Consider the following 17,931-nt stretch of genomic DNA (forward strand, 5'->3'; position numbering starts at 1 on the left):
CGTCCTTTCGGGGAGGTGCTCGGGGGCGGTGCCGGGGGAGGGGCTTGCGCGGCCTTCAGCGGGCGGCCGGGGGGCGGCGCGGCGGCTGCGGGCGCCCGCGCCGCCGCACGGCACCGTAGGTCTTCTGGAGCGCCGCCGTCGTCGCGTCGAAGGAGCGCTGTGCGACTCCGACGAACAGGCAGTCAACGACGGCGAGTTGAGCGATACGGCTGACGGTCGCGCCGGAGCGGAACGGGGTCTCGCGGGCGCAGGTCGTCAGCACGAGGTCCGCACTGCGCGCGAGCGTCGAGCGGGGCACGTTGGTCAGGGCGATCGTGGTGGCGCCCTGTTCGGCCGCCGCCTGGAGGGGCTCCACGGTGTCCTCGGTCTCCCCGGAGTGGGAGATGGCCACGACGACGTCGCCCGGACCGAGGAGCGCGGCGGCGGTGAGCGCGGCGTGCCGGTCGGTCCAGATGAACGCCGTACGGCCGATGCGGTGCAGCTTCTGGTGCAGGTCCTGGCCCACGAACCCGCTGGCGCCGACGCCGAGGACGTCGATCCGGCGGGCTGCGGCCACGGCGTCGACGGCCCGCCCGAGCGCCTCGATGTCCAGCCCCGCCCCCGAGTCCTCCAGGGCCCGCACCTCGTTGTAGACGATCTTCTTGACGACCTCGTCCAGCGAGTCGGTGGCGCTGATGTCGGTGCCCGGTGCCGGCCGCTCCCCGCCCAGGGCGTGCTCGCGCGCGGCGGCCGCGGCCAGCGCGATGCGCAGCTGGGGGTAGTTGGAGATGCCTATCGCGCGGCAGAAACGCATCACCGTGGCCACCGAGGTGTCCGCCCGGCCGGCCAGCGCGCTGATGGACAGCTCGGCGGCCTGCGCGGGATCGCCGAGCACGGCCTCGGCCACCCGTCGCTCGGAGGGGGCCAGGGACGGCTGCGCCGCGCGGATCCGCGCCAGCGTCCCCGCGGGGGAGGTGTCCTGCGCCGCGGCGTCCGGGGAGCGCGGTGGTTCCTGGTGCGCCATGGGTCGATACCTCCTGCGTGGATGGCCCCAGCGTAGTCACGGCCTCCTCGGCACGTCAAAAATTTACGTGGTGAATTACGCGAGGTTACTTATTGACATACGGAGTCCTGCCTTCCGATACTCGCTGCACCGCGATCCGCCCCGGTCACCGGCGACGCCGTGACCGCCCGGCGGATCCCCGACGACACGAAGGCGTGCCGCATGACAGCAGCAGTGGCGGTGGACCTGGGCAAGACCGGCTGCCGTGCCGTGCTGTGGGACGGCGCCGCCGGCCCGGCCCAGGAGGTTCACGAGGTGCCCGGCGCGCCCGGTCTCGCAGCCGCCGACGGAGTGGCCGCGGCCCGCGCCGCCGTACGCGCCGCGGTCCTCCCGCTTCTTCAGCGGCGGGGCGTGCCGGGACTCGCGAGCGTGTGCGTGGGCGCCGCCGGCGCGGCCGCGGCCCCGGCGGCGGCCCGCGAGCTGGCCGCCCTGCTCCTGGACGACCTGCCGGCGGACGAGGTGGCCGTCACCAGCGACGCCGTCACCGCCCACGCCGGCGCCCTCGGCGGCGGTACCGGCGTGGTGCTCGCCATCGGCACCGGGTCGGTGGCCATCGGGATCGGCGCCGACGGCGCGTACGCCCGCGTCGACGGCTGGGGCCCCTGGCTCGGTGACGAGGGCGGCGGCGCCTGGATCGGCGCCGCCGGACTGCGGGCCGCGCTGCGCGCCCACGACGGCCGCGGCGCGGTCACCGCCCTGCTGGACGCCGCCGTCGCACGCTTCGGCGACCTCGACCTGCTGCCCGCGGCCCTCGGCCGGGAGGGCAACCCCGCGCGCACCGCCGCCTCCTTCGCCCCGGACGTGGCCCGCGCCGCCGGCGAGGGCGATCCCGTGGCCCGCGCGGTCCTGGGGGACGCCGCAACCGCCCTCGGCGAGGCCGTGCTGGCCGCGGCGAGCCGGATCGGCGGCGACGAGCCCCTGCCCGTCACCCTCACCGGCGGCCTCACCGGCCTCGGCGAACCGCTCCTGGCACCCCTGCGGCGGGCCCTCGCCGCCTCCCCGCGCCCGCTGAGCCCGCGGCCCCCGCTCGGGGACCCGCTGGAGGGCGCACGCCTGCTGGCGCTCGACGCCACGGCACCGCACGAACCCCACGTCGTCCGGGTGCGCCGGACGACCCCTTCCCCGTCCGTCCCCACCCCGCCGGCGGACCCGTCGGCCCTCGCCCAGGAGTGAGCGTGCGTCAACTCGACCTCGTGGTGATCGTCGTCTATCTCGTGGCGATCGCCCTGATCGGACTCAGGCTGGCCGGACGGCAGAAGACGGCGAAGGACTACTTCGTCGGTGAAGGCCACATGCCGTGGTGGACCGTCTCCTTCTCCGTGGTGGCCACCGAGACCAGTGTGCTCACCGTGATCAGCGTGCCCGGTGCCGCCTACAGCGGGGCGGGCTTCGGCAACGTCGAGCTGGCCCTCGGCTACGTCATCGGCCGCGTCGTCGTCGCCACCGTGCTGATCCCCCTGTACAAGAGAGGCGGCTTCGTCAGCGCCTACCAGTACCTGGGGAGCAGATTCGGGCTGAGGCTCCAGGGGCTCGCCTCGGTGACCTTCGTCTTCACCCGCCTCCTCGCCGAAGGCGTACGGCTGTTCGCCTCCGCGATCCCGATCAAGCTGCTGCTCGACGAGTTCGGCGTGCACGCGGGATACCGCGTCATCATCATCGTGCTCACGCTGATCACCGTCGTCTACACCTACCTCGGCGGCATCAAGGCCGTCATCTGGACCGACGCCATCCAGATGGGCCTCTACCTCGGCGGCGCGCTCCTCGCCATCGCCGTGCTCCTCGGCCATGTCGGCGGCGACGGCCTCTCCCGCGCCGTGCACTCGGGCCACTTCAGGCTCTTCGACACCGACTTCGGTCTGGCGCACATCCTCACCAGCCCGTTCGCCCTGCCGACCGCCGTCATCGGCGGCGCCGTCTTCGCGATGGCCAGCCACGGCTCCGACCAGCTGATCGTCCAGCGCGTCCTGGCCACCCGCTCCCTGCGCGACGGCCAGAAGGCCATGATCGCCTCCGGTGTGTTCGTCACCCTCCAGTTCGCCGCGTTCTCCCTCGTCGGCGCGCTGCTGTGGTCCTACAACCAGGGCAAGGACTTCCAGCAGCTCGGCCTGGCCAGCTCCGACAACCTCTACCCGAACTTCATCCTGCACGGGCTGCCCGTGGTGGTCTCCGGACTCCTCGTGGCCGGCATCCTCGGCGCCGCGATGGGCTCGCTGTCCTCCGCGCTGAACTCCATGTCGAACTCGACGGTCGCCGACATCATCCACAGCTTCTTCCGCGCCACCCCCTCCGAGGAGTCGCTGCTGAGGCTCGCCCGGGTGATGACCCTGGTGTGGGCGGCGCTCATGGCGGTCTTCGCCTGCGTCTTCAGCGCCAGCACGGGCAACGTGTACCTGACCGGCCTGACCATCGCCGGCTACACCTACGGCGCCCTCCTCGGCGCGTTCCTGCTCGGCCGGCTCGTGCGGCGCGCCAACGAGGCCGACTCCGTCGTGGCGTTCCTGGTGACCGTCGGCGTGATGACGTACCTCGTGCGCGGCGTGAAGATCGACGTCACCGTGGCCGGCGCGACCGTGCCCACGGCGATCGCCGCGCAGTGGCTCGTACCCGTCGGCGTGGTGATCACCCTGCTCGTCGGCGGTGCGACGAGCCTGTTCCACCGCGCCCCCGAGATCACCGAACTCCCGGCGGCCGACGGCGAGCGGGCAACCTCCGGCTCCGTCGCCGCCGCGGGCGCCGGCCAGGACCGATGACCGCGTGACCGCCCTGGTGCGGGGCCCACCCCGGCCGCCCCCGCACCCCCCGCCCGACACCCAGGAGAAGGCATGCCGCACCCGATCCCGACACCGCCCGCGCCGCGCCACACCCGCTGGGGGACGCCGTGCGCGTGATCGGACTGATGTCGGGCACCTCTTACGACGCGATCGAGGCCGCCGCCGCGGACCTCGCCCTCGACGGCGACACCCTGCTCCTGGAGCCGCTCGGGCACCTCTCCGTCCCCTACCCGGACGAGCTGCGGGACCGTGTCGCCGGCGCCCTGCCGCCGGCCGCCACCACCGCCGAGGCCGTCTGCGCCCTGGACACCGGCATCGGCCAGGCCTTCGCCGAGGCGGCCGGGCGCGCACTGCGGGAGCTGTGCGACGGGGACGCCGAGTGGGTCGTCTCGCACGGGCAGACCCTGCACCACTGGGTCGAGGACGGCACCGTCCGCGGCACGCTCCAGCTCGGCCAACCGGCCTGGATCGCCGAGAGGACCGGCCTTCCGGTCGTCTCCGACCTGCGCGGCAGGGACGTGGCCGCGGGCGGGCAGGGCGCCCCGCTGGTCGCCCTGCCCGACACCCTCCTGCTGCGCGGGCTGCCCGGCACGCCCGCCGCGCTGAACCTGGGCGGCATCGCCAACGTCACCGTGCTCCCACCCGGCGCCGAGCCGCTGGCCTTCGACACCGGCCCCGCCAACGCCCTGCTGGACGCGGCGGTACGCCACTTCACCGACGGCGCGGCCGCCTTCGACGAGGACGGCCGCCGGGCCGCCGCCGGCCGCACCAGCCCGGAACTGCTCCGTGTCCTCCTGGACGACGCGTACTACCGCAGGCCCGCCCCGAAGAGCACCGGCAAGGAACTCTTCCACCTGCCCTACCTGCTCCGCGCGCTGGACGCCGCGCCCACCCCCGACGCCGACGACGTCCTTTCCACCCTCACCCGGCTGACCGCCGTCACCGTCGCCGACGCCTGCCGTGCCCACGGGGTCACCGAGCTCCTCGTCTCCGGCGGCGGCACCCGCAACCCCGTGCTCATGCGCATGATCGCCGAGGAGCTGCCCGACGTGCCGCTGCGCCCCAGCGACGCCTTGGGAATCGCCTCCGACGCCAAGGAGGCCCTCGCCTTCGCGGTGCTCGGCTTCCTCACGGTCCACGGACTGCCCGGCGCGCTCCCCTCGGGCACCGGCGCCCGCCGCGCCACCCTGCTCGGCAGCATCACCCCCGGCTCGAAGCCCCTGCGCCTGCCCGAGCCCGCCGCCCGGCCCCCGCGCCTGCTGCGGGTCACGGGCCCCGCCCACCCCCGTCGCCCATGAGAACGGCCCGCCGGCCACCGCAGGCGGTGTCCGGCGGGCCGGGCGCCCCGGGGGGCGCCCCTCGCGGGCTGTCCCGACGCTACGCCCCCCGAACCCCTCCCGCACAGCGGACGGACGGACGACGCCGGAAATTCCTCAGCGGTAGCGCGGCCACACCTCGGGGCCGCCGCCGTACCACTCGATCACGGGCGAGTCCGCGACGTCGACCTCGTCGAGGTCCTCCGCGCCGGCGGCCTGGAGGAACTCGCTCAGGTCGCGCAGGCCGTACGCCACTCCGAGCACCTCGTCGTCGACCCGGACCCGCCGGCCGCCGCTCTCGGCGGGCGCGTCGACGATGACCCGGTGTTCGCCCATGGCAACAGCGTCTCTCGCCCCGAGCGGCTGAGCACCTCGAAACACGTCGGGCGTGAGGAGCACGCGCGCGCTCCTCACGTCCGGCGCGGCCGTCCGCCGTGTCACGGGCGGCTTTCCGTGCGGGAGGGCAGCCGCCATCCCGGACGCGGGAAGTGGCAGGTGTAGCCGTCGGGGTAGCGCTCCAGGTAGTCCTGGTGCTCGGGCTCGGCCTCCCAGAAGGGGCCGACCGGCTCCACCTCGGTGACGACCTTGCCCGGCCACAGCCCGGAGGCGTCCACGTCCGCGATGGTGTCCTCGGCGATCCGCTTCTGCTCGTCGTCCACGTAGTAGATCGCGGAACGGTAGCTCAGGCCGATGTCGTTGCCCTGGCGGTTCCTGGTGCTCGGGTCGTGGATCTGGAAGAAGAACTCCAGAAGCGCCCGGTAGTCGGTCCGCTCCGGGTCGAAGGCGATCTCGATGGCCTCCGCGTGGGTCCCGTGGTTGCGGTACGTCGCGTTCGCGACATCGCCCCCGGTGTACCCGACCCGGGTCCCGGTCACGCCCGGGAGCCGACGGATGAGGTCCTGCATCCCCCAGAAGCATCCGCCCGCGAGCACGGCCCTCTGCGTCTGCGCTGCCATGGTCGGCCCCTCGTACTTTCTCTCGCCTCGGTCGGTCCTTGCGCCTTCCTCAGCGTCCGAGGACCCGAAACAATTCCACCCAGTCGGTAGACAGTGTCTACTCACGTGGTGGACAGTGTCCACCTGCTTCCCGGGCGCCCGCGCCCGGCCGTACCGGAGGAATCCCCGTGCTGCTCCCCGCCGCTGTGAGGCTGCTGGCCGCCCCCCTGGCCCGCCTGCTCTACCGTCCCGTGATCGAGGGGCGGGAGAACGTCCCGCCGGACGGTCCGGTCATCCTCGCCGCCAACCACCTGTCGTTCATCGACAGTGTCGTCATCCCCCTGGTGGCGCCGCGTCCCGTCGCCTTCCTGGCCAAGGACGAGTACTTCCGGCGGCGCGGACTGAAGGGCCGTCTGCTGCGCGCGGCGTTCACGGCGCTCGGGGCCGTCCCGGTCGAGCGCGGAGGCCACCGCGCGGCCCGGCAGGCGCTGGAGACGGCTCGTCAGGTGCTGGCACAGGGCAAGGCCTTCGGGATCTACCCGGAGGGCAGCCGCTCGCGCGACGGGCGGCTCCACCGCGGCCGCACGGGGGTGGCCTGGCTCGCCTTCGCCTCGGGTGCCCCCGTGGTACCCGTCGCCCTCCTCGGCACGGACCGTGTCCAGCCGGTCGGGGCCCGGCTGCCCCGCCCGCGAAGGGTCACGGTCCGCTTCGGTCGGCCGCTGCGGTTCGCGCCCGACGATCCGGCCGCCCGCGGCGCGCGGGCGCGACGCGAGGCGACCGACGAGATCATGAAGGCCATCCAGGAGCTCTCCGGCCAGGAGCTGTCCGGCGCGTACAACGACCCGCCCCTGGCCGCGTAGCCGCAGGCCTCCCCGGCGGCCGTGCGCCTCCCCGCGCCGGGCCACCCGTTCGGCGTATATTGAGTGGAAAGGCGGACGTGTTGCCCCATAGTGGTCGATTCCCGCCTTTCGTGGCGCCCGACGAAACCCACACCACCGCATCCACCCCGTCCGGAGGAGGAGCACGCGATGAGGGACGTGGCGAGCAAGCGGGACCTGGACGACCGTCCCGCCGTCATCGAGCGGGTCGTGACCCTCACGGTGAACGGCCGGCCGTACACGCTGCGCCTGGACACCCGGGTCACCCTGCTGGACGCCCTGCGGGACCGCCTCGGCCTCGTCGGCACCAAGAAGGGCTGCGACCAGGGCGCCTGCGGCGCGTGCACGGTCCACGTGGACGGGCGGCGGGTGCTGTCCTGCCTGACCCTGGCCGCCCAGGCCGAGGGCAGGTCCGTCACCACCATCGAGGGACTGTCCGCCGGGGACGACGCGGACGAACCGCACGCGGTGCAGCGGGCGTTCATGGAGCACGACGGCTTCCAGTGCGGATTCTGCACCCCGGGTCAGATCATGTCCGCGGTGGCGCTGATGGCCGAGGGGCGGGCCGGGACCGACGCGGACATCCGGGAGTTCATGAGCGGCAACCTGTGCCGCTGCGGCGCCTACCCCAACATCGTCGCCGCGATCCGCGAGGCGGCGTCCGGCCGGGCAGGAGGCGGTGGCGATGCGTACCTTTGACTACGTACGGGCCACCGACACGCAGGAAGCGGTACGGCTGCTGGCCGACGACCCCGAGGCGTCCTGCCTGGCGGGCGGCACGACGCAGCTGGACCTGATGAAGGACGGGATCCTCGAACCACCGCGGCTGATCGACATCACCCGCCTCCCGCTGCACGGCATCGAGCGCAGAGGCGAAGCCCTCCACGTCGGAGCGCTCGCCACCATGGAGGAACTCGCCGCCGACGCCACGGTGGCCGAACGGCTGCCCGTGGTGCGGGAGTCCCTGCTGCTCGGAGCTTCGGTGCAGCTGCGCAACATGGCCACCATCGGCGGCAACCTCCTCCAGCGCACCCGCTGCCGCTACTTCCGCGATCCCGCGGTCGCCGAGTGCAACAAGCGCGCGCCCGGCTCCGGTTGCGCCGCCGTCGAGGGCGTGGCCCGGATGCACGCCGTGCTCGGTGTCAGCGAGCGCTGCATCGCGCTGCACGCGTCCGACCTCGCCGTCGCCCTGGTGGCGCTCGACGCCGTGGTGCACATCCAGTCGGCGACGGGTCGGCGCACCGTGCCGCTGACGGAGTTCTACGTGACGGCCGAGGACAGTCCCGAACGCGAGAACGTGCTGGAGCACGCCGAGTTGATCACCGAGGTCGAGATCCCGCTGCCCGCACCGGCCGCCCGCTCGGGCTACCTCAAGGTCCGCGACCGGGTGTCGTACGAGTTCGCCCTCACCTCGGCGGCCGTCCTGCTCCTCGTCGACGGCGGCACCGTCCGCCAGGCCCGGGTCGGGCTCGGCGGGGTCGGGTCCAAACCCTGGCGGGCGTACGAGGCCGAGCACGTGCTGACCGGCGCGCCGGCCACGACGGCCACGTTCCGGGACGCGGCCGAGGCGACGATGCGCGACGCCTGGACCGTCCCGGGTACGGCGTTCAAGGTGCCGCTCGCCCGGCGCACCCTCGTGCGCGAGCTGCGGACCGTGTCAGGAGTGCGGGAGTGACCAGATGAGCACCGTCGAGAGCAGACCGCTGATCGGAACGGGCGTCAGCCGCGTCGACGGCCCACGCAAGGTCACCGGCACCGCCCCCTACCCGATGGACTTCAGCGTCCCCGGCCAGGTCTACGGCGCCCTGGTGCAGAGCACCATCGCCGCGGGCCGCATCCTGCGCATGGACACCGAGGCCGCCGAGGGCATGCCGGGAGTGCTGTCCGTCCTCACCCACGAGAACGCCCCCCGGGTCGGCACCGGCCCGATGACGGTGCTCGGCGCGTCACCGCCCGCGCCGCTGCGCGACGACCGGGTCGTCCACCATGGACAGCACATCGCGTTCGTGGTGGCCGACACCCCGGAGCAGGCCACCGCCGCCGCCCGCCTGGTGCGGGCCGAGTACGAGCCCGCCGAACCCCTGCTGGACCTCCAGGACCCCCGCGCCGAGCACCTGACCGACCCCTGGGACATGGACAGTTCGCGCGGCGACCCGGCGGCGGCCCTGCGCGGCGCCGAGGTGACCCTCACCGCCACCTACACCACCGCCGACAACACCAACAACCCGCTCGGCCTGTTCGCCACCCTCGCCGTGTGGGAGGGCGACACCCTCACCGTCCACGACACCAGCCAGTGGCCGTCGATGGCCCGCACCACGCTCGCCATGGTCTTCGGGATCCCCGAGAGCTCCGTGCGGGTCCTCGCGCCCTACGTGGGCGGGGGATTCGGCGCCGGGCTGCGGGTGTGGCCCCATGTGATCCTGACCGCCATGGCCGCCCGCACCCTGGGCCGCCCCGTCAAACTGGTCCTGACCAGGCCGCAGATGTTCACCTCCGTCGGACACCGCCCGAGCGGGGTGCAGTGGCTGAGCGTCGGCGCCACCCGCGAGGGCGAGCTGGTGGCCCTCGACCACCGCAGCCTCACCTCCCTGAGCATGGAGGACAACGACTTCGAACCCTTCGCCTCGGGAACCGCGTTCTCCTACCGCTGCCCCAACGTGATCACCCGGGACCAGCAGGCGCGGCTCAACATCGCCGTGCCGACGTCCATGCGCGCGCCCGCCGAGGCGCAGGGCAACTTCGCGCTGGAGTCGGCACTGGACGAACTGGCCTGCACCCTCGGCATGGACCCTCTGGACCTGCGGGTGCGCAACCACACCGACGTCGACCCGCGCAACGGACTGCCCTGGTCGGGCAAGGCGCTTCTGGAGTGCTACGAGGCCGGCGCCCGTCACTTCGGCTGGTACGACCGCACCCCCGAGCCGCGCTCGATGCGGGACGGCGACTGGCTCGTCGGCTACGGCATGGCGAGCGCGCTGTTCCCCTACTTCGCCCAACCCTGCTCGGCGCAGGCCACGATCAACAGCGACGGCAGCGCGCTGGTGCGCAGCGCGGCGACCGACATCGGCACCGGCACCTACACCGTGATGGCCCAACTGGCCGCCGAGGAACTCGGCCTGCCCCTGGCCGTGGTCCGCTTCGACCTCGGCGACTCCGACATGCCCAACTCGATGATGGCGGGCGGCTCCGGCCTCACCGGCGCGCTCGGCAACGCCGTGCACGACGCCTGCCGGCGGCTGGTCCGCGCGTTCGCGGAACTCGTCCGCGACGACGCCGACTCGCCGCTGCGGGGCGCGTCCCCGGACGACGTCGAGTGCGGCGCGGGGCGGGTCCACCTCGCCGGCCGCCCGGATCGCGGCGAGTCCTACGCCGACATCCTCTCCCGGCACGAGCGCTCCGAGCTCACGGCGTACGGCAGCAGCACCCCGCCGGTCCCCACCGAACTCGGCATGTCCCCCTCCGGCGCGTACGGCGCGAAGTTCGTGGAGGTACGCGTCGACGCCGACCTCGGCCTGATCCGCGTCGCCCGGGTGGTCTCCGCCATCGACGGCGGAAGGATCCTGAACGCGAAGACGGCCCGGAGCCAGATCGTCGGCGGCACCGTCGGCGGCATCGGCCTGGCCCTGTACGAGGACACCGTGACCGACCCGCGCACGGGCCGCATCGCCAACGGGACGTTCGCCGACTACCTCGTCGCCGTGAACGCCGACGTCCCCGACATCGACGTGATCTTCGTCGGCGAGCCCGACCGGGGCACCGCCACCGGCACCAAGGGCGTGGGCGAGGTGGGTCTGGTCGGCATAGCCCCCGCGATCTCCAACGCCGTGCACCACGCCACCGGAAAGCGCCTGCGCGACCTGCCGATCACCCTCGACGCCCTCCTCTGACCCACCGACACCGGATCGCCGCGCCCCCCGCCGGGCGCGGCGATCCGGTGTACGAGAGCAACGCCGGGCAACGCCCCGGCAAGCAACGGATGTCCCCGGTCACGGCTTGGCCAACCCCTTCCCGTGCGTTGTCCGCATGTTCATCGCGCCCCCCTGCCGCGCCCCGCCGACGCGGGCGGAGAGTCGTGAGCGGCCCGCACCGCGACCTCCTCGCGGGCCGACGTCACCTCGAAGAGCTTCTCCCGCTCAAGAAGGGGCAACAAATGGCCGAGTTGACACGACGGAGACTCCTGGGCTCGGCTGCGGCCGCGCTGGGCGGCGCCGCGTCCCTCTCCCTCCTCCCGCCGAGCGTCCAGAAGGCCGTCGCCGCCGGACCGCCTAGGCACAGCTCGCTGGACGACATCGAACACGTCGTCATGCTGATGCAGGAGAACCGGTCCTTCGACCACTACTTCGGCACCCTGTCGGGCGTCCGGGGCTTCGCCGACCCGCACGCCCTCACCCTCCCGGGCGGGCGCTCCGTCTTCTACCAGCCCGATACCGTGAACCCGAAGGGCTACCTCCTGCCCTTCCACCTCGACACCCGTACGACGAGCGCCCAGGCCATCCCGTCCACGAGCCACGCCTGGTCCGTGCAGCACGCCGCCTGGAACGGCGGCAGGATGGACCAGTGGCTGCCCGCCCACCGCAAGGCCGACGGCGCCAACGGCCCCTATGTGATGGGGTACTACACGCGTGAGGACATCCCGTTCCAGTTCGCCCTCGCCGAGACCTTCACGGTCTGCGACCACTACTTCTGCTCGGTGTTCGGGCCCACCTGGCCCAACCGGCTGATGTGGATGACCGGCACCATCGACCCGGGCGGCACCCAGGGCGGCCCGGTCATCAGCAACGTCGCGCCGAAGCCGTACCGCTGGACGACGTACGCGGAACGCCTGCAGGCGGCGGGAGTCAGCTGGAAGGTGTACCAGCAGGACGACGACTACGGCTGCAACATGCTGGAGCAGTTCGCCGCGTTCAGGAACGCCGCACCGGGCTCGGACCTGTACGAGCGGGGCGTGCGTCCGCAGCCCGAGGGCACCTTCGAGGACGACGCCCGCAACGACCGCCTTCCGGCCGTGTCGTGGATCATGCCGACGAGCTACCAGTCGGAGCACCCGGACTACCTGCCCGCGGCCGGCGCCGACTTCGTCGCCTCGAAGATCGAGGCCATCGCGTCGAACCCCAAGGTGTGGCGCAAGACGGCCTTCATCCTCAACTACGACGAGAACGACGGCCTGTTCGACCACGTGGCACCGCCGACCGCACCCGCCGGCACCCCCGGCGAGTACATCCAGGGCCTGCCCATCGGCGGCGGCTTCCGGGTCCCGGCCATCGTCGTCTCCCCGTGGACCGTGGGTGGCTGGGTGGCGTCCGAGGCCTTCGACCACACCTCCGCGCTCCAGTTCCTCGAACGGTTCACGGGCGTCCGGGAACCCAACATCAGCGCCTGGCGGCGCGGCACGTTCGGCGACCTCACCTCCGCCTTCCGCTTCTCCGACGCCCGACCGCGTCCGCCCCGGCTCCCCGACGACACCGCGGAGCAACTGGAGAAGGCGAAGCAGGAGGTGGCGACGCTGCCGAAGCCGACCCTCCCGGGAGCCGACCAGACCTTCCCGCACCAGGAACGGGGCCGCCGCCCGCACGTGTGATCCCCGCCGGCCGTGCGGGCCCGAAGGCACCGGCAGCCCGGGCCTTCGGGCCCGCACGGCCCTGCCCCCGCGAAATGCGGTGGCGGACCTCCGGACGCGGCGGCGAGGATGGCGGCATGCGCGCCCTCCTCGAGACCGAACGGCTCCTCCTGCGGCCCTTCACCGACGCCGACGCCGACGACGTGCACGCCCTGGACAACGATCCGGAGGTCATGCGTTTCATCAACGGCGGCAGGCCGGTCGCCCCGGAAACGATCCGGCAGCGGACCCTGCCGCGCCTCATGCGCCGCTGTCCGTGCCTCGGCGCCCCCGGCTTCTGGGCCGCCGAGGAGAAGGCCACCGGCGTGTTCCTCGGCTGGTTCGAGTTCCGTCCCCTCGACGAGGACAGCGCCGACGTCGTCGAACTCGGCTACCGGCTGAACAGGGCGGCCTGGGGCCGGGGCTACGCCACCGAGGGATCCCGGGCGCTGATCCGGGCCGGCTTCACCGATCTCGGGGTGCGGCGGGTCACCGCGAACACCATGGCGGTCAACACCCGTTCCCGCAGGGTGATGGAGAAGGCGGGCCTGCTGTTCGTCCGGAACTTCACCGGGTCCTGGCCCGAGGCGATCGAAGGCTCCGAGCACGGTGAGGTCGAGTACGGCCTCACCGCGGCCGACTGGGAGCGGCGCGCACAGCCGCCGGCCGACCGCGCCCGAGCGGCGACGGCTACGGTCGAGGGCGGTCGGTCGGGGTCGCCTGGTGGAAGTACAGCCGCCAGCCCGTCTCCGACCACCGCCACAGGGAGCTTCGCCACGCCCGGCGCCCGTCGTGGTCCAGGAGGTAGGTGAGGTGCACGACCCCCGGGGCGAGCACGGTCCCGGTCATCGCGTCGACGCTCACCGGGGAGTGGGACGACACCGATCCCGAGCCGGTGACCGTGAGGATGCTCTCCGCGTCCCACCGGCGCCCCGACGCACCGAACTCGACGAACTCCGGGTCCAGAAGCTCCCTGACGGCGGCCGGGGAGGCCCGCACCTCGGGATCGAGTAGCCGCAGTTCCGCATCGATGGCGGCATCCACCGCGCCCCGCCCACGCTCGTCGTCCATCCGGCGCACCCTACCGCCCTGCCGATGCCACGCTGTACGGCCTCGCCTTGCCAAAACAATAAGGTGCTCTCTACTTTGTCCGCATGCCACGCGTCACCGATGCCTACCTCGCCGCCCGCCGCAACCAGGTCCTCGACGCCGTGCGCGCCTGTGTCGACCGCGACGGCCTGCAGGGCGCCACCATGGAAGGGATCATCGGCCTCAGCGGGCTGTCCACGGGGACGGTGTACAAGTACATCCGCGGCAAGGACGAGGGCGTCGAGGCCGCCATGGGCGGTGCGCTGGACGGTCTCACCACGGCGTTGCTGCCGTACCTGACGGCGGATCCGCTGCCTCCGCCCGCCGAGGTGATGGGGCAACTGGTCCGGACGGTGGAGACGTTCGCCCGACGCGAGACGTACTCACTGCTCCGGGTGGCCGTCCACGGCTGGAGCGCCGCCCTGAGCAACCCCGCACTCCTGGAGCGGACCGCCCCGGTCTACCGCGGCTTCCGCGATCTGCTGCGCGATGCCGCGGTCACCTGGAAGGAAGACGGTGCGCTGCCCGGGGACGCCGACCCGGACGATGTGGCGGCCTGCCTGCTGTCCATGCTCATGGGCCACGTGGCCCAGCAGGCGCTTCTCCCGGACACCTCGGCCGCACAGCAGGCCCGCGGCTACGCCGCCCTGTTCGTCTCCGGAGCCTCCCCGAGGGCGTGAACCGCCACGGAGACGGCTCGGCACATCGATGAACTCCGCTCTCGAGGGACCTGACGTTCACCTTTCCGACGCCGCGTGCGGCCGCCCCGGGCGGGCGGCGCCGACGGCGTGGTTGCGCGGCTTCCAGCGCCGGGTCGGGGACACGCCGTGGGCCGCGCCGCCGGTGGCGTCGACCAGGTCGAGGTACTCGAAGGGGTTGTGCGCCGCGAAGATCTCGATCTCCGGGTGGTCCGTGTGCAGGGCGCGGAGGCGGTCCTGGTTGCGGCGGCGGCCCTGGAACTCCGTGGTGACCACCATCTGGAACAGCGCCGGCCCCGGCGCGCACCGGCGGCTGGGGAGTTTGATCTCGCGGGCGTCGAAGTAGGCGTCCCCGGCGGCGAGCAGCCACTCGCCGCCGCACGCGACCGCGACCCCGCAGTGCCCGTGGGTGTGCCCGAACAGCGGCACCAGCAGGATGTCCTCGGGCAGCCCGTCCAGCCCCCGTACCGCGTCGAAGCCGAACCACTCCTGGCCGCCGTGCCGGTAGGTGCGCCAGTCGGGGTCGTGCTCCCACATGCGCGGACGGTATCGGCGGCGTGCCTTGAAGGACGGGCGGCGCACGGCCATCTCCCGTTCGGTCTCGTGCACGTGCACGGTGGCGTGGGGGAAGTCCGACAGCCCGCCGACATGGTCCAGGTCGAGATGGGTCTGGACGATGTGCCGTACGTCCTTCGGGTCGAGGCCGAGGCCGCGGATCTGGTGGACGGCGGCCAGCGAGGGGTCGATCCTCGGCCGCGCGTAGCCGTGCACGAACTCCGCGCCGAGGCGGGACGTCGGGTCGGCGTAGTCGGCGCTTCCCAGCCCGGTGTCGACCAGCACCAGACCGCTGCGCTCGGTCTCCAGCAGCAGCACATGGCAGACCAGGTGCCGGCCCAGGATCGACAGTCCCTGGATGGACGCGCAGTTCAGGTGGTGGACACGTGTGACGCTCATCGGACGAGTCTCCCTAAAATGAAGGTTCATTTCAGTTTTACACCTCGAGCGCCCGGGAGGCAATGGGGGAGGGGTGGCCTGGCTCCGGTCCGCGGACGCGCCGGGGTCCTGCGCGCCGGCCGGTCACCGCATGTGGCCCGCCCGCCGGCGTCTTCACCCCGCGACGGCATGCCGGGAAGGGCACGGAGGACGGCATACTGCCTTCGAACACGTCGATGATCGAGAGGTGTACCCAGTGAGCGGCGACGATCGCATAGGACCGCCGAGTTCCGGAAGCGAACGAGACACCCTGCGGGCCTTCCTCGACTACCACCGGGCGACCCTCGCGATGAAGTGCGCGGGGCTCGGTGACGAGGAACTGCGCCGGCGGTCGATGCCGCCGTCGACGCTGTCGCTGCTCGGCCTGGTGCGGCACATGGCAGAGGTGGAGCGCACGTGGTTCCGCCGGGTGTTCGAGGACAACGACGCCCCGCTGGTCTGGTCCGACACGATCGACTTCCAGGCGGCGTACGACGCGAGCGAGTCGACCAGGAAGGAGGCGTTCTCCGCCTGGGAGTCGGAGGTGGAGAACTCGCGCCGGATCGAACGGGAGGCCGAGTCCCTGGACCGGATCGGATACCAACCGCGGTGGGACGAGGAGGTGTCCCTGCGGATGGTGATGACGCATGTGCTCCTGGAGTACGGCCGCCACAACGGGCACGCGGACCTGCTGCGCGAGGGCGTCGACGGGACCGTGGGCGCCTGAGCGGTGGCCGCCTGCGCCGCGCTCCGGGCGCGTCCACCGGGCTCGACAGGCCCGCGGGGTCCCTGCGTCGTCGCGGATCGCGGACCTTGACGCCGTACCGTGCGCCGCGGTTGTCGCGCGAGCGGTCGACGAAGTCTCTCGTGGGCGGAGATCAGCTTGCGACGGGTCCGCCGACCGGCAGGAACGGCCGCATCCGTTCCCGCGTGGCAGTGCTGTCGCGCCAGGGGTCTGTCACCCGGTCGCCGGGCTGGGCCACGGCTGCACGCTGCCCATGTGCGCCGTGAGCGTGGTGGGGACGCCGTTGATGTGACCGGTGGTCGACCGGGTGACTCCGTCGCGCAGTGTCGGAGCGTCGCGGGAGGTGTTGATCTGGGCGAGCCAGTAGTCCCAGTCGCCGGGCGTCAACGGGGTGATGTGGATGTGGATCTGCTGGTGGTCGGCGCCGATCCGGGTGACCTCGAGCCGGTGCATGGTGTGCTCCTGGAGCTGGGCCAGGGTGGTGGCGAAGAGGTCCGACCGAGGGGCGGGACGGTGCGGGACGTCGCTCACGCGTTCCCAGCGGGGGGTGGGCGGCTGGGCGGTGGCGGTGACCGTGGTGGTGGGTGCGCTGGGCGCGGGTACCCGCGGGGCCGCTTCGGGGGTGGTGAGGTGGCCCCGGTCCCGTAGATCGGTGATGAAGGCGTGAGCGAGTTGCGCGAGGCGCTGTGCGAGCTCGTGCTCGATGTCGCCGGCGGTGAGCGGGAGACCGCGGGCCGGAGGCAGGGGGCCTGGGTGGTTGGGCGTCGTGGTCATGCCGCCGCCTGGGCGTAGGCCTTGCGCAGGGAGTCGAGCGCGCGCCACTGAAGGGTCTTGACGGCGGCGTTGGTCGTGCCGAGGGTGCGGGCGGTCTCGCTGACGGTGAGCTCGTTGAGGAAGCGCAGGTGGATCACGGCCTGCTGGCGCGGGGTGATCTGGTTGATCGCCTGGTGGAGATCGCTGTGGGTGAGCGTGGTGAGGGCGGTGTCCTCGGTCGTGGTCGTGGGAGCGGCGAGCGCGTCGTGCAGGGGGGTGATGTGATCGGTGTAGGTGAGCCGCCGGGTGGCCGCCGTCTTGTAGTAGTCGGCGATGAGGTTGCGGGCGATGGTGCACAGCCAGGCGCGGATGGGGGTGCCGGTCCAGTGGAAGGTGGCGATGTTGCTCCAGGCCTTGAGGAAGACGTCGGCGGTGAGGTCCTCGGCGAGTTGGGGGTTGGCCTTGGCGCGGTGGGTGATGTAGCCCGCGATGCTGTCGTGGTGCATCCGGTAGAGCTCGCCGAACGCTTCGGGGTCGCCTTGCTGGGCGCGCGCGATGAGGAGTGGTTCCCTCGGGGTGGTTCGGGTGGAGCCGGTGGCGGCTTCTGCGGTCAAGGCGTTGCTCCCGATCATGAGTGGTGGCAAGGAGTGGGGTGGACGGGGAAGGGCGGTGTGCTGGGCCCGGGCCGCCGTGCGGAACCGCCCTTCGCGGCGCGGTCCTGGCGTGGGCCGAGGCACTGAGGTGCTGCCCGGGTCAGGCGGGGCGACCGGTCACCGTGCCGCCGACGGCGGCACGGAGGGGGGAGGGGGTGTGGGGTCGCGGTAGACGAGCGTGTCCAGACCGACGTGGTAGGTGTCGCGCAGCGTCCACAGGGTCGTCAGACTGGGCTGCTTGGTGCCGGCGGCGAGCCGGTGCAGCGTCGACCTGCTGATACCGGTGCGCTGCGCCATGTCGGCGACGGTCCGGTCGCCGAGTTCGCCGGCGCTGGCCAGGAGTGTGGTCATGTGAAGGCGAAGCATGGCCGATTGACCCCCTTGCGGACGTTCATCCGTGCGGCTGACTCGCACGCACGCAACGTATGCAAGTTGTAGGAATGCGGCGATGCAAGGGTATTTCGATTCGCACACACATGCGAG

The 17,931-nt window shown here is 72.7% G+C and carries 18 protein-coding genes and 1 pseudogene; 11 read left to right on the plus strand and 8 right to left on the minus strand.

Annotated elements, in window-relative coordinates:
- Nucleotides 1–55 precede the first annotated feature (55 nt).
- Nucleotides 56–1,003, minus strand: a complete 948-nt coding sequence (locus tag AB0C59_RS20015) for a MurR/RpiR family transcriptional regulator (protein WP_363006314.1) — start codon at nucleotides 1,001–1,003, stop codon at nucleotides 56–58.
- Between the two features lie 201 nt (nucleotides 1,004–1,204).
- Between AB0C59_RS20015 and AB0C59_RS20020 the strand changes: the two genes are divergently transcribed.
- From AB0C59_RS20020 to AB0C59_RS20030, 3 genes are all read left to right on the plus strand, one after another.
- Complete coding sequence (locus AB0C59_RS20020) at nucleotides 1,205–2,215, plus strand: BadF/BadG/BcrA/BcrD ATPase family protein (protein ID WP_363006316.1); 1,011 nt, start codon at nucleotides 1,205–1,207, stop codon at nucleotides 2,213–2,215.
- A gap of 2 nt (nucleotides 2,216–2,217) precedes the next feature.
- The gene (locus tag AB0C59_RS20025) at nucleotides 2,218–3,792 is read left to right on the plus strand and encodes a sodium:solute symporter (RefSeq protein ID WP_363006318.1); all 1,575 of its coding nucleotides are present in this window, start codon (nucleotides 2,218–2,220) and stop codon (nucleotides 3,790–3,792) included.
- A 128-nt stretch (nucleotides 3,793–3,920) separates the two neighbouring features.
- Nucleotides 3,921–5,111, plus strand: coding sequence for an anhydro-N-acetylmuramic acid kinase (locus tag AB0C59_RS20030; protein ID WP_363006320.1), 1,191 nt, complete (start codon nucleotides 3,921–3,923; stop codon nucleotides 5,109–5,111).
- Between the two features lie 135 nt (nucleotides 5,112–5,246).
- Here AB0C59_RS20030 and AB0C59_RS20035 read toward each other — a convergent pair whose 3' ends face one another.
- Nucleotides 5,247–5,465, minus strand: a complete 219-nt coding sequence (locus tag AB0C59_RS20035) for a hypothetical protein (RefSeq protein WP_363006322.1) — start codon at nucleotides 5,463–5,465, stop codon at nucleotides 5,247–5,249.
- 101 nt (nucleotides 5,466–5,566) lie between these two features.
- Nucleotides 5,567–6,085 carry a peptide-methionine (S)-S-oxide reductase MsrA gene (msrA, locus tag AB0C59_RS20040; RefSeq protein ID WP_363006324.1) on the minus strand — a complete coding sequence of 173 codons (519 nt, stop codon included), beginning with the start codon at nucleotides 6,083–6,085 and terminating at the stop codon, nucleotides 5,567–5,569.
- A gap of 167 nt (nucleotides 6,086–6,252) precedes the next feature.
- Between msrA and AB0C59_RS20045 the strand changes: the two genes are divergently transcribed.
- The 6 genes and pseudogenes from AB0C59_RS20045 to AB0C59_RS20070 form a co-directional block, all read left to right on the plus strand.
- Nucleotides 6,253–6,924, plus strand: a complete 672-nt coding sequence (locus AB0C59_RS20045; protein WP_363006326.1) for a lysophospholipid acyltransferase family protein — start codon at nucleotides 6,253–6,255, stop codon at nucleotides 6,922–6,924.
- A gap of 168 nt (nucleotides 6,925–7,092) precedes the next feature.
- The gene (locus tag AB0C59_RS20050) at nucleotides 7,093–7,641 is read left to right on the plus strand and encodes a (2Fe-2S)-binding protein (protein WP_363006328.1); all 549 of its coding nucleotides are present in this window, start codon (nucleotides 7,093–7,095) and stop codon (nucleotides 7,639–7,641) included.
- Complete coding sequence (locus AB0C59_RS20055) at nucleotides 7,628–8,617, plus strand: xanthine dehydrogenase family protein subunit M (protein WP_363006330.1); 990 nt, start codon at nucleotides 7,628–7,630, stop codon at nucleotides 8,615–8,617. Before AB0C59_RS20050 ends, AB0C59_RS20055 begins: the two co-directional genes overlap by 14 nt.
- Nucleotides 8,618–8,621: 4 nt before the next feature.
- On the plus strand, nucleotides 8,622–10,829 hold the full coding sequence (locus AB0C59_RS20060) for a xanthine dehydrogenase family protein molybdopterin-binding subunit (protein WP_363006332.1): 2,208 nt from the start codon (nucleotides 8,622–8,624) through the stop codon (nucleotides 10,827–10,829).
- 263 nt (nucleotides 10,830–11,092) lie between these two features.
- Nucleotides 11,093–12,520 carry an alkaline phosphatase family protein gene (locus AB0C59_RS20065; RefSeq protein ID WP_363006334.1) on the plus strand — a complete coding sequence of 476 codons (1,428 nt, stop codon included), beginning with the start codon at nucleotides 11,093–11,095 and terminating at the stop codon, nucleotides 12,518–12,520.
- A gap of 116 nt (nucleotides 12,521–12,636) precedes the next feature.
- Nucleotides 12,637–13,185, plus strand: a pseudogene (locus AB0C59_RS20070) (GNAT family N-acetyltransferase); the annotation flags it as partial.
- A 43-nt stretch (nucleotides 13,186–13,228) separates the two neighbouring features.
- Here the strand turns inward: AB0C59_RS20070 and AB0C59_RS20075 are convergent.
- Nucleotides 13,229–13,609, minus strand: a complete 381-nt coding sequence (locus AB0C59_RS20075; RefSeq protein ID WP_363006336.1) for a DUF4440 domain-containing protein — start codon at nucleotides 13,607–13,609, stop codon at nucleotides 13,229–13,231.
- A gap of 83 nt (nucleotides 13,610–13,692) precedes the next feature.
- On the opposite strand from AB0C59_RS20075, the gene AB0C59_RS20080 reads away from it, so the two are divergent.
- Nucleotides 13,693–14,307, plus strand: coding sequence for a TetR/AcrR family transcriptional regulator (locus AB0C59_RS20080; RefSeq protein ID WP_363006338.1), 615 nt, complete (start codon nucleotides 13,693–13,695; stop codon nucleotides 14,305–14,307).
- A 57-nt stretch (nucleotides 14,308–14,364) separates the two neighbouring features.
- On the opposite strand, the gene AB0C59_RS20085 is transcribed toward AB0C59_RS20080, so the two are convergent.
- A complete protein-coding gene (locus tag AB0C59_RS20085) occupies nucleotides 14,365–15,279 on the minus strand; it encodes an MBL fold metallo-hydrolase (RefSeq protein WP_363006340.1) in 915 nt (304 codons plus the stop codon).
- A 235-nt stretch (nucleotides 15,280–15,514) separates the two neighbouring features.
- Between AB0C59_RS20085 and AB0C59_RS20090 the strand changes: the two genes are divergently transcribed.
- Complete coding sequence (locus tag AB0C59_RS20090; protein ID WP_363006342.1) at nucleotides 15,515–16,024, plus strand: DinB family protein; 510 nt, start codon at nucleotides 15,515–15,517, stop codon at nucleotides 16,022–16,024.
- Between the two features lie 231 nt (nucleotides 16,025–16,255).
- Here the strand turns inward: AB0C59_RS20090 and AB0C59_RS20095 are convergent, their stop codons facing one another.
- From AB0C59_RS20095 to AB0C59_RS20105, 3 genes are all read right to left on the minus strand, one after another.
- Nucleotides 16,256–16,816: a BN159_2729 family protein gene (locus AB0C59_RS20095; RefSeq protein ID WP_363006344.1), complete on the minus strand. Its 561-nt coding sequence runs from the start codon at nucleotides 16,814–16,816 to the stop codon at nucleotides 16,256–16,258.
- Nucleotides 16,813–17,409: a sigma-70 family RNA polymerase sigma factor gene (locus tag AB0C59_RS20100; protein WP_363006346.1), complete on the minus strand. Its 597-nt coding sequence runs from the start codon at nucleotides 17,407–17,409 to the stop codon at nucleotides 16,813–16,815. The genes AB0C59_RS20095 and AB0C59_RS20100 overlap by 4 nt, the downstream gene beginning before the upstream one ends.
- A gap of 156 nt (nucleotides 17,410–17,565) precedes the next feature.
- Nucleotides 17,566–17,799, minus strand: a complete 234-nt coding sequence (locus AB0C59_RS20105) for a helix-turn-helix transcriptional regulator (protein ID WP_363006348.1) — start codon at nucleotides 17,797–17,799, stop codon at nucleotides 17,566–17,568.
- Between the last annotated feature and the right edge of the window lie 132 nt (nucleotides 17,800–17,931).

It is taken from the genome of Streptomyces sp. NPDC048664, from assembly GCF_040650555.1.
Taxonomy (GTDB): Bacteria; Actinomycetota; Actinomycetes; order Streptomycetales; family Streptomycetaceae; genus Streptomyces.

Bases quoted from the DNA above. Each gene is read 5' to 3' on its own strand.
- AB0C59_RS20050 (WP_363006328.1), top strand. From the start codon at position 7,093: ATGAGGGACGTGGCGAGCAAGCGGGACCTGGACGACCGTCCCGCCGTC.
- AB0C59_RS20060 (WP_363006332.1), top strand. From the start codon at position 8,622: ATGAGCACCGTCGAGAGCAGACCGCTGATCGGAACGGGCGTCAGCCGC.
- AB0C59_RS20015 (WP_363006314.1), bottom strand. From the start codon at position 1,003: ATGGCGCACCAGGAACCACCGCGCTCCCCGGACGCCGCGGCGCAGGAC.
- AB0C59_RS20035 (WP_363006322.1), bottom strand. From the start codon at position 5,465: ATGGGCGAACACCGGGTCATCGTCGACGCGCCCGCCGAGAGCGGCGGC.
- AB0C59_RS20075 (WP_363006336.1), bottom strand. From the start codon at position 13,609: ATGGACGACGAGCGTGGGCGGGGCGCGGTGGATGCCGCCATCGATGCG.
- AB0C59_RS20080 (WP_363006338.1), top strand. From the start codon at position 13,693: ATGCCACGCGTCACCGATGCCTACCTCGCCGCCCGCCGCAACCAGGTC.
- AB0C59_RS20105 (WP_363006348.1), bottom strand. From the start codon at position 17,799: ATGACCACACTCCTGGCCAGCGCCGGCGAACTCGGCGACCGGACCGTC.
- AB0C59_RS20065 (WP_363006334.1), top strand. From the start codon at position 11,093: ATGGCCGAGTTGACACGACGGAGACTCCTGGGCTCGGCTGCGGCCGCG.
- AB0C59_RS20085 (WP_363006340.1), bottom strand. From the start codon at position 15,279: ATGAGCGTCACACGTGTCCACCACCTGAACTGCGCGTCCATCCAGGGA.
- AB0C59_RS20020 (WP_363006316.1), top strand. From the start codon at position 1,205: ATGACAGCAGCAGTGGCGGTGGACCTGGGCAAGACCGGCTGCCGTGCC.
- msrA (WP_363006324.1), bottom strand. From the start codon at position 6,085: ATGGCAGCGCAGACGCAGAGGGCCGTGCTCGCGGGCGGATGCTTCTGG.
- AB0C59_RS20095 (WP_363006344.1), bottom strand. From the start codon at position 16,816: ATGACCACGACGCCCAACCACCCAGGCCCCCTGCCTCCGGCCCGCGGT.
- AB0C59_RS20055 (WP_363006330.1), top strand. From the start codon at position 7,628: ATGCGTACCTTTGACTACGTACGGGCCACCGACACGCAGGAAGCGGTA.